The sequence below is a fragment of the Candidatus Zixiibacteriota bacterium genome (assembly GCA_040752595.1).
Lineage (GTDB): Bacteria > Zixibacteria > MSB-5A5 > WJJR01 > WJJR01 > JACQFV01.
The window spans coordinates 1-13,774 of the sequence record JBFMGX010000022.1 but is presented as its reverse complement, the minus strand read 5'-3'; the positions used below and the strand labels follow the sequence as shown (position 1 = coordinate 13,774).

General features: G+C 62.6%; 9 protein-coding genes. 1 reads left to right on the top strand and 8 read right to left on the bottom strand.

Features of this window, described 5'->3' with window-relative positions:
* Nucleotides 1–11 precede the first annotated feature (11 nt).
* The 3 genes from AB1792_06895 to murA form a co-directional block, all read right to left on the bottom strand.
* Entirely contained in the window at nucleotides 12–767 is a 756-nt protein-coding gene (locus AB1792_06895) for a YIP1 family protein (protein MEW5701938.1), read from the bottom strand.
* A gap of 344 nt (nucleotides 768–1,111) precedes the next feature.
* The gene (locus AB1792_06890; protein MEW5701937.1) at nucleotides 1,112–4,348 is read right to left on the bottom strand and encodes a BamA/TamA family outer membrane protein; all 3,237 of its coding nucleotides are present in this window, start codon (nucleotides 4,346–4,348) and stop codon (nucleotides 1,112–1,114) included.
* Nucleotides 4,349–4,518: 170 nt separating this feature from the next.
* Entirely contained in the window at nucleotides 4,519–5,784 is a 1,266-nt protein-coding gene (murA, locus tag AB1792_06885) for a UDP-N-acetylglucosamine 1-carboxyvinyltransferase (GenBank protein ID MEW5701936.1), read from the bottom strand.
* 204 nt (nucleotides 5,785–5,988) lie between these two features.
* Between murA and AB1792_06880 the strand changes: the two genes are divergently transcribed.
* A complete protein-coding gene (locus tag AB1792_06880) occupies nucleotides 5,989–6,756 on the top strand; it encodes a UDP-2,3-diacylglucosamine diphosphatase (protein MEW5701935.1) in 768 nt (255 codons plus the stop codon).
* Between the two features lie 338 nt (nucleotides 6,757–7,094).
* On the opposite strand, the gene AB1792_06875 is transcribed toward AB1792_06880, so the two are convergent.
* The 5 genes from AB1792_06875 to AB1792_06855 form a co-directional block, all read right to left on the bottom strand.
* A complete protein-coding gene (locus AB1792_06875; GenBank protein ID MEW5701934.1) occupies nucleotides 7,095–8,633 on the bottom strand; it encodes a hypothetical protein in 1,539 nt (512 codons plus the stop codon).
* A gap of 225 nt (nucleotides 8,634–8,858) precedes the next feature.
* Entirely contained in the window at nucleotides 8,859–9,368 is a 510-nt protein-coding gene (locus AB1792_06870; protein ID MEW5701933.1) for an HIT domain-containing protein, read from the bottom strand.
* Nucleotides 9,369–9,415: 47 nt separating this feature from the next.
* On the bottom strand, nucleotides 9,416–10,813 hold the full coding sequence (gene rlmD, locus AB1792_06865; protein ID MEW5701932.1) for a 23S rRNA (uracil(1939)-C(5))-methyltransferase RlmD: 1,398 nt from the start codon (nucleotides 10,811–10,813) through the stop codon (nucleotides 9,416–9,418).
* Nucleotides 10,814–10,826: 13 nt separating this feature from the next.
* On the bottom strand, nucleotides 10,827–13,289 hold the full coding sequence (locus AB1792_06860) for a heavy metal translocating P-type ATPase (GenBank protein MEW5701931.1): 2,463 nt from the start codon (nucleotides 13,287–13,289) through the stop codon (nucleotides 10,827–10,829).
* Between the two features lie 146 nt (nucleotides 13,290–13,435).
* A partial coding sequence (locus tag AB1792_06855) for a DUF302 domain-containing protein (GenBank protein ID MEW5701930.1) occupies nucleotides 13,436–13,774 on the bottom strand: 339 nt, incomplete at its 5' end.

Genomic DNA, 13,774 nt, shown 5'->3' with positions numbered 1-13,774 from the left:
GAACAATCGTCCTACATCCCAAACGACAAGCCGAGCATCGCCAATCCGCTCTTGATCAGCACCCAGATCACCCACGCGGTGAACACCGAGGCAAAGGCCTTGCCGCTTTCGACTCCGGCCAGCACGGAAACGGCCAGCGACGACAGCCAGACCTGCCACAAGGCAAACACCTCAAACGACGACAGCAGCGTCTTGATGAAAGCCCCGGTTTCCGGCGAGGTCAGTGCCCCAAGACCGAGGGACACATCCATTGATCCCTTGGCCATCGCCAAGGGCACGGTGACGATCGATGCCGGGATCGCCACCATCATCGTCCACGCGTAGGCATTGAGTATCTTCAAATAGGACGTGTTTCCTCCCAGCAGGATGTTGCCGATGAACAGGAGGATTCCGGCCACGATTACCACGACGATGAGCTGAGTCACCGGTACAAACAACAAGTAGAGTGGATTGTCGAATTGCGAACGCACCCGGTCGAGGATTTCCTGCCGCTGCTCAGCGGACATCTGAGGGTTGCGGTTGAGTTGTTCCTCCACGCGGGCGATCTGGTCTTTCTGGACGATCGGCTTGATGGGCATGTAGGCGGCAATGGACACGGCGGCAACAACCAACCAGAGGATGATCCACGCGTGATTCCGCCCCACGGCCGCGAAGGTTTGGCGGGGGTTCACATACAGGTTCCAGAGTTTCCCGACAAAGCCGAGTTCAGCAGACGGCTCATCCTGCGGCGCCGATGGCGCGGGCGTTGGCGCGGTCATTTCAGTCATGCGATCCACCTCCGATGTGGCATGTGCGTCGCCGCACCGAATGGAGCGACGGCGCACGATTTCAACAGACGAACCCAGTCGGCGAAAGTTCCATGTTTCCGAAACCGCAGTCGACCGGATGGCATCTTCGTCCCAGCTTGTGACAGGACCACTCAAACCAAGCAATTAACACCTCCCTTGCACCGTCGGCAAGTGGATTCCCCGCAGCAGACGGCCAGCCCATGCCATGCGGGGTTCTCAGCCACCCATGCAAATCGAGCCAGGAGTTTGCGGGTCGATGCGGGGTGCGGCGCTCGTTGCTGCGTGCATCCAACGCGATGGTGCTTTCATCTTGTTGGTAGGTCCTAAAAGTCGGCACCCAAGGAGAAGTAGGAGACGGGATGCGCGGCCACGTCCCGAAGGTCGGTACGCCACGCCTGATCGAAGCGGAGGACCACGATCCCCAGATTGGCACGCATGCCGTATCCGAACGAGCTGTGGATGTCCTGGAGATGGAAACCGCCCTGTGACGACGCCCCCTGGAATTCCCGATCGTGTGACCAGGCCGAGCCGGCATCGGCGAACAGCACCCCACCGATCCGGGAGAAGACCAGGGGAAGTGGGAAGCGCAGTGCCAGTTGATCCACGAAGGGGAAACGAAACTCGGCATTGAACACCGCATACTTGGTGCCGGAGATCGCATAATAGTCATACCCTCGGAACGGAGTGATCACTTCCGAAAAGTAGAGTCCCTCGACGTCGTAGACGCCGGACTCCGCGATGCGGGAGCCGATCCAGTTGCTCACTCCGCCAAGATAGAAGCGTTTGGGCGTGTCGCCCCCGGAGATCCCCGCCCCGAGCCGCCACGCGAATCCATAACGGCCGGTCAGGCGCGTGTACTGCCTCAGGTCCGCGGTCAGCGCCTGATAGGCAATGCCCTCCGACAACCCGCCGGGAGCATACTCCACGGTGAGGCGATAGCGACGTCCGCTGACGGGTCCGGTGAGGCCCCACCCGGCATTGTCATGCACCAAAGACAGGGCTCCCAATCCGACGCGGTCGGAGCGGTCGTCATACCGCCCCAGTTCGTCGGGGTCGTAGTAGCGGCGATCGATAAAGGCCAAGAGGCCGTCCAATTCCAGACGCGTGAACCGCGAGAAGGGACGCGACGCCAGCGCCTGAATCCCATACGTACGGTCGGAGAACAACCTGTCGGTGAAATCCACATAGTAGTACTTGGAATGGAACAGGCCAAGGCCGATGTCGACGCGGCGCGGCTGGTAGATATAGAAGACCTGAATGTTGGCCTGATCGATCGTGTTGATCAGATCGCTGGCGATCAGGAACTGGTGATCTCCCATGTAATCTGAGATCACGAAGAACGACTGCCCTCTCAGGCCATAGAACGTGTCATACCCGAGCCCGCCCGTGACCAAGTCCGGAGTGAATTTGGCGTGGTACTTGTGCACCGCAAAACCGGTCGAGTCGTCCTCAACGGCCCTGGCCTGGCGCGGCCCACCAGGATGCGAGGTGTCGGCAACCGCCACCGCCATGGTGTCGCGCACGGCGACTGTGCCCGAGTCCGGAGTGGTTCCCGCAGCACGGCCGGCCGTCGCCGCGGTATCGGCCGCGCTTGAGTCCGTGACGAGGGGCTTCTTCTGGTATGGCGTTTCGGCGGGCTTGACATACGAGGTGAATTCCAGATCCTCATCCAAGACCTTGGGCACACGCTCTTCCAATTCGATCCCGTGACGCGTGACATACGACGTTGAATCGAGCCCGCGCACACGGCGCATGTACGAGGTCAGCGTTAAGGCACCCGTGGAGTCGCCCTTGGGACGGATGTCCTTGATCAGGAAGACATCGAAACCGCCACGAAAGAAAGCCGTGAAAGCGATGTTCCTGCCGTCGGGGGACCAGGTCGGCGAGAAACATCCGGATAGCGCGTCGGTGATCGGGTACGACCGTGTCTCACCGGAGTCGATCAGGTACAGGTTGTAGATGCCGTTCTTGTTGGAGACATAACAGATGCGCTGACCGTCCGGGGCATACACCGGCGTCTTGTTCTCCGCGCTGTCGGCAGTCAGCGGCCGCACCGTGCCGGATGTCAGATCGGCCTCGAAGATGTTGTAGTCTCCGTAGGAGAAACGCTGTGGATCCTGCGTCCCCGACAGCCACAGGGGCGATGGGCCGTCGGCCGGACGATCGCAGGCAAAGAGCAGCTTCGTGCCGCTGGGATCAAACTCCGGATCCTGCTCATCATAACGGTCATCCGTCAGGCGCGTGACATCCGATGTGTGCAGATCGACACGGTACAGATCGTTGGTCCCTTGGCGGCAGCCGACCAGAACAATCGAATTCCCGTCTGGGGCGAACACCGGTGAGCGCAGGGCCGAGAATCCCAGCCGCAGGATACGTTGACGGCCGTGACCATCGACAGGGAGCAAGAAGAGAGCATCCTCGCCCCTGGACTTGGCCACCAACGCCAACATGGAGCCATCGGGGGAGAAGCTCATGCCGGAGAGGAAGGAATGCAGTGATTCGAAACGGTCGGAGGCGCCGCCTTTCAGCACCCGCTTCAGGCGTTGACCATCGACCGCTGAAATCACCTTCACCTCGGTGTAGTCGGCGCGCTCGGAGAAGATGGCGAGCCGATCCCCGCGGGGCGAGAAGACCGGCTTGTCATTGTAGTAGGAACCGTCCTTTTCGTGATCGGTCAGTTGCTTGGCGAAATCCTTGGGTTCTTCACGCTCGGAGATCTCCGGCCAGTACTCCTTTCGCAACCGTTTCTGCCACGCCTCGTCGAACTCCTTCACCCCCATGCCGATGGCCTTCTTCAGCGAGTTGTCCAGGCTGAGCTCGAAGCGGCCTTTGCTCAGCACCTCGGAGATCTTCTCTTCGCCGTACCGTTCCGCCATGTAGAGGATCGCCGACTGACCTTCCTTGTATGCCAGGTACCCACCCACCCATTCGAGTGGCTGGAGGTACCCATGGACGGTGGCGTCGCGGATCACCATGTCGGCGAACGTGTCCCAGCCATAACGCGAGGAGTACTCCGCGAATCCCTCGGCGAACCAGAGCGGCAGACTGAAGAACGAGCGACTGGACAACAGCGAACCGACGCCGTCGCCATAGAGCTTGTCGAACGTGACCGCATGAGTCAATTCATGGTGCAGGACGTGCCGGAAATCCTCATAGGAGCCGGTGAAGGGCATCACCATCCGGTTCTTGAAGGACTCGGTGAATCCACCGACCCCTTCTTCCAGCAGGCCGCCGGTGACGTTGGTCTGCTGGAATTCATTGTGTGATTGGTAGATGATGACCGGGACGCGTTTGCGCACGCGGTGGTCGAGTTCTCCCGACACCTGGACATACGCAGATTCCAGCACCGCCGCCGAAAAGCGGGCCAAGTCGTATCCGCCCTCGTAGAAGTAGATGTCAAAGTGCTCCGAGGTGATGTAGTTCCAATCGAACGTCCGATACTGGACTTTGTTCTGACCAAAGTTCTCCATCTGTGCCGTTGCCGGGCAGATGGTCGACAAGACCACGACGGCCACCAAGCCGAGAGGCCTCAGAGCGCGGCGGAAGAAAGCCCTTGGCATATCGTCACCCACCTGCAGCCAAAGAAGTTGCTGTTGGCCCCGGGCCCGGTCGATGCCGGTGGCCCCCTCGTTCCCCCCGTGAGTTGTCGGACGAAACGGATTCGTCCACATCAGGTTGCTCACAGTTGGTGTTAACCCACGGGCAGGGGCGAAGTTCCAGAGTCGGAGGGCTACTCATCCCTGACCCGGCGGATATCGGCCCCCAGGGCACTCAGTTTCGACTCGAGATGATCGTAGCCGCGGTCTACGTGGTAGATGCGCCGGATCTCGGAGACACCCTCAGCCCCCAAAGCCGCAATGACCAGCCCCGCGCCGGCGCGGATATCGCCGGCCATCACGGCGGCCCCACGTAGTCGGGGAACGCCCGCCAAACGCGCTTCATCCCCGGAAACCTGTATATCCGCCCCCATCCGCATCATCTCCATGGCGTGAGAGAAGCGGTTGGGAAAGACCGTCTCGGTGACCTGAGAGGCCCCGTCGGCGACGGTCAGAAGGGCCAGGATCACCGGCTGCAGGTCCGTGGGAAAACCGGGGTATGGAAAGGTGACCACGCGCGTCGGCCAGAGCCGCTGTGCCCCTTTGACTTTCAGGCGTCCCGGCCCGGCATGAACCTCGACCCCCATCTCGCGGAGCTTCCCGGTCACGGCCTCCAAGTGTCCAGGCTCGACGTCGGTGATCTCTACTGTCCCGCGGGTGATGGCTGCCGCCATCATCAGCGTCCCGGCTTCCAGGCGGTCGGGAATGGGGCGATGCGTCGCGCCTTGCAGCCGGTTCACACCGCGAACTCGGATCGCCGCGGTCCCGGCGCCGGTGATATCGGCTCCCATCTTGTTGAGAAAATCGGCCACATCGGCGATCTCCGGGTCGCAGGCCGCATTCACCAGGAGAGTCTCGCCCGGCAGCATTGCCGCTCCGATTATCAGATTCTCCGTCCCGGTGTGTGTCGGTCGGTCAAACACGATCGTGGCCGCCGCCATCGCACGGCCATCGCCGTGCACATACCCATGGTCATCGGTGAACTTCACGCCGAGCGCCTCGAACCCTTTCAGGTGCAGATCGACGGGTCGGGGTCCGAACGCACATCCGCCGGGGAGGGAGACGCGGGCCTGGCGCATTCTCCCCATAAGGGTGCCGAGAAACAGGAACGAGGCCCGCATGCGCCGCATGAGATCATAGGGGACTTCATGCCCGTGCACCGCGGAGGCATCGATCATCAACGTATGGGAGGCAGCGTCGTACTCCGCCTCCGCTCCGAGGTGACGGCACACGGCCACGGACGTGTGAATGTCGACGAGATCGGGGATGTCCGTCAGCACGGTGCGGCCGGATTCGGCCAGCAAGGCGGCACAGATGATCGGTAACGTCGCGTTCTTCGACGGCGCCACCGGAACTGTGCCTGACAATGGTATACCGCCCCGAATCACGAACTTGTCCAATGGAAACTCCTCCCCGGATCAGGGCCGGGCCGATCCGTTCCCCGCTCCGCGAGAGGGAATATCCGATCCCACGGTGGCCTGTCAAGATGAAGATCACCGCCGGCCGACGCGCCGTGCCGACGGCTCACAGAATCTGCCCATGTCGCGGGGTTCTCTCACATGACGGATCGGCCGGTGGGATAATCCGCTTGGGGCAAGGAGGCGATGATGCTACTTTGCGCCGACGCCGCCACGATCATGGATGCCGCCGGCCCCATACTGTTCTTCTCCGATGCGCACTTCGGAGCCCACGGCGAAGCACAGGAACGACTGAAGGTCGAGCGGTTTGTCAGCTTCCTGTCGCAGGCCCGGACCATCGGGGCCGAGGTCTTCTTTCTCGGCGACCTGTTCGACTTCTGGTTCGAGTACCGGCATTGGATTCCCAAGACAGCCATCGGAGTGACCGCCGCCATCCACGCCTTCACCGCCGCTGGCGGCGCCTTCCACATCATCCTCGGCAATCATGACATCTGGGCCGGCGACTACTTCACCACACATCTGGGAGCGGAAGTACACCGCGATCCGGTCGTTCTGGTTCGTCAAGGACTGCGGCTGCACATCTCCCATGGCGACGGAGAGGCGCCTTCTGACCGCGGCTACCGTTTTCTGCGGCGCATCCTGCGCTGGCCGGTCAACATCCGGCTCTTCCGTCTCTGGCCGGCGGATTGGGCCTATCGCACGGCGCACTATTTCTCCGGTCGCTCCCGCGATCTGACGGCCAGGCGATCGGCGGATTTCCTGGTAGAATACGATCGGGTGGCCGCCCAGATATTGAGCACGGGGTTCGATGCGGTCATCATGGGCCACCTCCATCACGGATGGGTACGCGCACTCGAGAACGGATGGTGGGTGAACTCCGGGGAATTCTACGAGGCGTTTACGTACGTAACGCTCAAAGAGGGCCGATTCCGGATTGAGCACTGGTGCCCCTGAGGCATGCCGGAATCCTATCACGTTGCTGGAAGACACATGGGAGTGGTCCTCTGCGCCCATTTGTCATCCCGAGTCCGCCTATGGCGGACGAGGGACCTGCTGTTTCTCCGACGGGAGGAAAGCAGATTCCTCGCCCCGCGGAAGAGCGGCGGAACTCGGAATGACAGAGGTTGCCCTTTTTCAGCAACCTGCTATACCCTGCCAACCTCGTAGTTCGGGAGGGCGAGGCTCCCGCCGAGCCGTTGTCTCCGGTCTGCGAAGGCGGCTTCGCAGGAGCGTCGCCCTCCCGAAAGAGTACGCAGAGTCGATTCGTCGATCGCCTCCAGGGGGATCTGGCATCACTCTGTCAGCAGGGACACCGATTGGTCCGTTCGAGGAATGAGCCCGGAATGGCTCAGCGCGGATCGAACGCTCGCAAAGACGAGGCGTCCGGCGGAGGGCGTCGGTGGCTCCGACGGCAGGTTCGTGCAACAAACCGCGCGCTGAGAATCCGCTTGATCCCCCGCCGCCAGGCGGACGATGCCATTCCATCCCAACCGTCGAGCCAACCCCACATCAAGTACAGACGCCCCGGCATTGATGAGGGTCTGCAACCAGCCCCTTCGCTGGGCCAAACGGTAGACGCCGATGGTCGCGGGGCAGACAAGAAGAGCACCGGCCATCGCGCCGGGGATGACGTGGCCCTCGATCAGCGATGCCGCCAGCTCGATCTCGTAGGGGTAGGCTTCGGGTCCAATTACGACCCCACGGATATCTGGGTCCGATTGCGGCAGGACATGCAGACACCCGGTCTCATCCACCGAGCCGAACCGCGGCTGCACACCGCGTCCCTCGAGGAAATGCTCGCCATGGTACACTGCCGAGCGATCGGCATGAGTCTGAGGGTAACGTCCCAGAAGCAGCCGTCCATAGTGCCGACGGATGGCGTCGTCAAATGGACAGATGGCCGCCAGGGCGCCATTGGCCACCGTCAGACGGCAGAGTCTCACCTTGCGATCGACCGTCAGACGTTCGATGGGCATCCCCGAGAATTCGACCGTGACCCCCGGCTCGTCGAGGCGCCAACCGTGATAGAGAATTGCCAACACGATGTCCTCGACATCGCAGGCAGCGTGGAGCCGTCGCGTGATCTCTATCTTGATGGGTCGTCCCGGTCCAGAAGCCCCCTCAGGGTCAGAGGCGAGGATGCCCAAGCCGCCGAGTCCGCTCACGATCCGCTGGGGTCCAACGACCAGTGATCCGGGAAGAATCGTGCGCGCTTCCACCAGTTGCCACACGATCGACCCACGGTCCGGAAGACACCAGACCGGGTCATGCCCCGGACCGTCCGGCAGTTCCGTACCGGCGACGGGAGGCGTGGTCGGCCAGCGCACGGATGGTCCGGGAGAGACGACCACCGGGGAATCGGATCTGCCGGCTTGGGCCGCGATGTGACAGTCCGCCGCATGGGACGCGCCTGGCCAGCGGTCGCGGCAGTGGTCGCGGATCTTGTCGACGGCGGTACGCGGCTGGGCCGGTTCAACCACCAAATGAGCCGAGGGTGCGCCTGTCTCGGATCTATTTAGAAGCAGCTCGAGTTGTTCGAGCTTCAAGAATGCGGGGCGTTCCAGGATACCGTATTTGCGACGCCAACTATAGAAAGCGGCTTTGGATATGTTCAATTCACGTCCGCACCGGAAATCGTCGCCGTGGCGCTCCCAGACATCGGCGATCTGTTGCTTCGTGAACTTGGGCGCCGAGTGCGGCGCGACTCCCTTCTTGCGGCGCCAATAGGCGATCAGATACTCGGGGATTCCACCCAACGCTTCCGCGATCTTCGCATCGGACTTGTAGATCTCCTGCAGATTGATCAGATCGGCTTTGCGCGGGATCTTCATTGTGTGAGCACCTGACGGGCGATCGCTCGGAGCATCTGTTGGCAGCCCAAGAAGTGGTCGGCCAGCACATGATACTCGCCTTCGATTCACCAAGTCAAACGACTCGCCGACATCCAGAATCGATTCCGTAAACCGCTCAGCGACAGGACGTTGCCGACAGTGGACGAACGGCGCCGGAAGCCGCCGCAACTGACGGCCCCAAAGGGAGTTGGAATCCGGCGGAGATTAGCGGCGAGGACGTTTCGCTGATGTTGCGCGTCGGAATGCTGCCCGTAGGCGGCGGGTGATGGCCCTGAGGTCGATTGAGATGACGCGCGTGTCGAAGGAGACCGGCATGAAGTTGCTGTCGCCGAGCCAGCGCGGAACGATGTGCACGTGCAAATGACCGTCGATGCCGGCCCCGGCGACACGTCCCAGATTCAAACCGATGTTGAGCCCGGCCGGTCGCTCAACCTCATGCAGCATGCGGCAAGACAGCGCCAAGAGGTCCATAATCTCGCCGCGTTCGTTGCGGCGCAGGTCCTCAAGGCGCGCGAGGTGGCGATACGGCACAATCATCAAGTGCCCAGGGTTGTAGGGATAGCGGTTCAGAACAACATAAGCGCGTCGGCCGCGATGCAGGATCAATCCCCGGACATCTCTGCGCGTCTCCGGGGCACAGAAGATGCACTCGTCGTCCTTCTTGTGGCCGAGGACGAAGCTCTCCCGCCAGGGTGCGTACAGTTGCTCAAACATCGGTTCTCCGATCCCGCCACCAACTTGCGTTGACACGGCATTCACGGTCATTCCGAGGACGAAGTCAACAGCGCCACCGCTTCAATGTGCGGCGTATGGGGAAACATATCGACCGCCGCCAAGCCGGACAACCGATATCTGGTCCCCAGCAGCTCCAGGTCACGCGCCAGGGCCGCGGTGTTGCACGACACATACACGATGCGATCCGGTGCCGCTTCCTTCAAGGAACGGACGACCTTGGGATGCAGTCCGGCGCGGGGGGGATCGGCAACGACCGTCGATGGGAGTGATCCCGACGTGACGCGATCCCGGAGATACTCCAGGACGTCGGCGCAGACAAAACGGCAGTTGTTGACACCATTGCGAGCAGCGTTCTCGACAGCCGCGTCGACCGAGTCCGCGTACGACTCGACGCCGATGACGCGGGAGGCACGACGCGACAAGAAGAGCGATATCGCACCCGCTCCGGCATACAGATCGAGGACTTCATCGGTATCGGGGGCGATCCAGTCGACGACACGCGCAAAGAGCCGCTCGGCCTGCCGGGTGTTCGTTTGGAAGAACCCGGCCGGGGCAATCTCAAACTCGAATGGTCCCAAGCGCTCGCGCAACGTGCCCGGGCCGAAGAACACTTCGCGCTCTGCACCGATGGCGATATTCGCCCGGCCCGCATTGACCGTCCACAGCGCGGTCGTGACATAGGGACACGACGCCCGCAGATACTCCCCGACATCCGCCGCGCGCTCCCACGGCTCATCGGCGGTCACCAGATTGACCAGCACATCCCCCGTCTGATATCCAAAACGGACGACCAAAAAACGCAAGAACCCGGTGTGAACCACCGGATCATGCGGTTGCTCCGGGCCGCCGGCGAAAAACGACTGGACGGCACGCACGATCTCGGCCGCCCGGGGGTCGGTCAGCGAGCATTCGTGCAGGTCGAACGAGTCGCGGTAGTTGTCGCGTGGATGCAGGCCGAGCGTGACTCTGTCCTCGCGGCATCCGCCGAATGAAAACTCCATCTTGTTGCGGTAGTGAAACGGCGGCCGGCAGGGAATGGTCTCCACGGCGGGCAGATCAGCGCGCTTGCCGATGCGCCGGATTTGTTCCTGCATGTGACGCACTTTGTCTGCCAGTTGTCGCTCATAGGCCAAGTCAAGAAGACGACAGCCGCCGCATTGACCGAAATGGCGACAGGGAGCGTCGACCCGATGCGGCGACGGGTCGAGAACACTCTCGACATCCGCTTCCAGATGCCGTCGCCGACGCTTCGTAACCCGGGCGGCGACCCTCTCCCCCGGCAGTCCCCGGTCGGTGAGTACGATCATCCGGCCGTAGCGGGCGATCCCCTTGCCGCGATCGCCCCAGTCCTCGATGGTCAACTCGATCAAGTCGCCGCGACGGGGGACCGATGGATGATCACCGTCGTTCGCCGATCCCATCATCGGATGCGGTCCTTCAACCGTCCAGGCGACGCAGCCGCAGCGCGTTGCTGATCACGGACACCGAACTGAAGCTCATGGCGGCGGCGGCGATGATCGGGCTCAAGAGCAATCCAAACGCGGGGTAGAGAGCGCCGGCAGCAACCGGGACCCCGATGGAGTTGTAGAGGAACGCAAAGAACAGGTTTTGTTTGATGTTCGTCATCGTGTGTCGGCTGAGGCGGCGCGCCCGAACGACCCCCCGTAGATCGCCCTTGACCAGCGTGACACCGGCGCTCTGCATCGCCACGTCGGTCCCGGTCCCCATGGCGATGCCCACGTTCGACGCCGCCAGCGCCGGGGCATCGTTGATGCCGTCGCCGGCCATCGCCACGATCCGTCCCTGGTTCTGCAAAGACTTGACGGCTTCGACCTTCTGCCCGGGCAGTACTTCGGCCTGCACCTCGTCGATCCCCAGTGTCCTGGCAACGGCAGCGGCAGTGAGCCGGTTGTCTCCTGTGAGCATAACGATCCGGATACCCTCCGCCCGCAAGGCGGCAATGGCCTCTGGCGCGCTCTCCTTCACCGGGTCGGCAACGCAAAGCAGACCCGCAATCTTGCCATCGACGGCCGCCAACATGGCCGTCTGACCACCCCTGCGGGACCGATCGGCATGATCCAAAACCGCCCTTGAGTCGATCCCGCGTTCGTCCATCAGGGTTCGATTCCCCAATGTCACGTCGTGGCCTTCGACCCGGCCGCACACGCCCTTTCCGGCAATCGCCTGAAACTCGCCGACGTTCACAAGAGCAATCCCGCGCGACTCGGCTGCATGAACAATCGCCGAAGCCAACGGGTGCTCGCTGGCTCGCTCGAGACTCGCGGTCAGGAAGAGGAGCTCCCGCTCATCCAACCCCGGGGCGGCGACCACATCGACCAGCACGGGCTTGCCCTCCGTGAGGGTGCCGGTCTTGTCCACCACGAGCGTGTCGACGTGCCGTAAGATTTCAATCGCTTCGGCGTTGCGGAATAGGACGCCGAGCTTCGCACCACGTCCCGTGGCAACCATGATGGAGATCGGTGTCGCGAGCCCAAGCGCGCAGGGACAGGCAATGATGAGCACGGCAACCGCGTTGACGAGCGCGTGCGCGAGACGGGGCTCTGGGCCGATCAGCGACCACACGACGAAGGTGGCGACGGCAACCAGAACGACGACGGGCACAAAGATGCCGGAGACGCGATCGGCCAGCCGCTGAATCGGTGCCCGGCTGCGTTGCGCCTCGGCGACCATCGCGACGATACGTGAGAGCAACGTCTCCGCGCCGACCTTCTGTGCTTCGATCAGCAAAGTCCCGGAACCGTTCACGGTGGCGCCGACGACCTGGTCGCCAGGGTTCTTCTCGACCGGGATCGACTCGCCGGATACCATCGATTCGTCGACGCTGCTTCGGCCTTCCAGAACAACGCCGTCGACCGGGACCTTCTCGCCGGGTCGGACGCGGAGTCGATCGCCGCTGAGCACGCGATCGAGCGGCACGTCCTCCTCTGTCCCGTCGGATCGAAGCCGCCGTGCCGTCTTCGGGGCCAGTTCCAACAACTCCCGGATGGCAGCGCTCGTACGCCCACGGGCTCTCAGCTCGAGCACCTGTCCCAGGAGAATCAGCGTGACAATGACGCCCGCTGCCTCGAAGTACACGGCGACCACTCCTCGTTCATCACGGAAGGAGGCGGGGAACATGCCGGGGAAGAGCGCGGCGATGACGCTGTAGAAGAACGCCACGCTGACGCCCAGCCCGATGAGCGTGAACATGTTCGGACTGCGGTTTCGGATGGACGCGACGGCGCGCACGTGGAACGGCCACGCGGCCCAAATACAGATCGGAGCGGCCAAAAGCAATTGGATCAGCATCAGGGTCTTTTCGGAGAGGACGCGGGAGATCGCATGGCCGGGCAGCATCTCCCCCATCGCCAGGAGAACCAACGGCGCGGTGAGCAGGGTCGCGATCCGGAAGCGACGACGCATGTCGCGCAGCTCACCACTGCCGTCCTCAGCTCCGACGGTTCGCGGCTCGAGGGCCATCCCGCAGATGGGACAGTCTCCCGGCCGATCCCTCACGACCTCCGGATGCATGGGGCATGTCCACGATGGCCCGGCACGAGCGACGGACGGCACGACAGGTTCGAGAGCCATTCCACACTTGGGACAGGGACCCGGTTGGAAGGACCGGATTTCGGGGTGCATCGGGCAGGTGTAGGCGCCCGAAGCAAGAGGCGCCTCCGCTGCTGGGGGACGCGGCTTTGAGAGTGCGTAACGATCCGGAGACTCACGGAACTTGGTCCGGCAAGAATCGCTGCAGAAGACATACCGCCGGCCGTCGTGCTCAACGGCGCGCTTGGTCGTGGCCTCAACGAGCATGCCGCAGACCGGATCGCGATCCTTGTCCGCGGTCGGAGTTCCTGATGGGTTTCGATTCACGCGGGCAGGGCCATCACCGGACATTGTGAGTGCACTGAGATTCGTGAGTTTCGGGCAAGGTCACCTCCGGATCCGGCTGAGTCCCAGCGCGGCGACCTCACGGGAGCGGCAGGAATGACAATCGACCCGCCGCATGCTCGTCGCTTCCCCGGGACCACCGCAACTGCCGATCACAGCGCCCGGGCGACTCGTTCGATGATACGCTCAACCTCGTCGGCCATCGGGGCCAGATCGGGGCGCGGGACGAGTTGGAATTGCGCTTTGGGCGACAACAGCGCGACCGTCGCAGTCCTGTCGTCATTCTCGTAGACAATGACATTGCACGGCATCAACAGCCCGATCTCGATCTCCTCGGCCAGCATCTTCGAGGCGAAGTGGGGATTGCAGGCCCCGAGAATGACATAGCGGCGGAAATCGAGGTCGAGCTTCTTCTTCATCGTGGCTTTGACGTCGATCTCGGTCAGAATGCCGAACCCTTCCTTCTGCAGTTCACCCGTGACTTTCGCGAT

Bases quoted from the DNA above. Each gene is read 5' to 3' on its own strand.
- AB1792_06895 (MEW5701938.1), bottom strand. From the start codon at position 767: ATGACTGAAATGACCGCGCCAACGCCCGCGCCATCGGCGCCGCAGGAT.
- AB1792_06890 (MEW5701937.1), bottom strand. From the start codon at position 4,348: ATGCCAAGGGCTTTCTTCCGCCGCGCTCTGAGGCCTCTCGGCTTGGTG.
- AB1792_06880 (MEW5701935.1), top strand. From the start codon at position 5,989: ATGATGCTACTTTGCGCCGACGCCGCCACGATCATGGATGCCGCCGGC.
- AB1792_06875 (MEW5701934.1), bottom strand. From the start codon at position 8,633: ATGAAGATCCCGCGCAAAGCCGATCTGATCAATCTGCAGGAGATCTAC.
- AB1792_06870 (MEW5701933.1), bottom strand. From the start codon at position 9,368: ATGTTTGAGCAACTGTACGCACCCTGGCGGGAGAGCTTCGTCCTCGGC.
- rlmD (MEW5701932.1), bottom strand. From the start codon at position 10,813: ATGATGGGATCGGCGAACGACGGTGATCATCCATCGGTCCCCCGTCGC.
- AB1792_06860 (MEW5701931.1), bottom strand. From the start codon at position 13,289: ATGTCCGGTGATGGCCCTGCCCGCGTGAATCGAAACCCATCAGGAACT.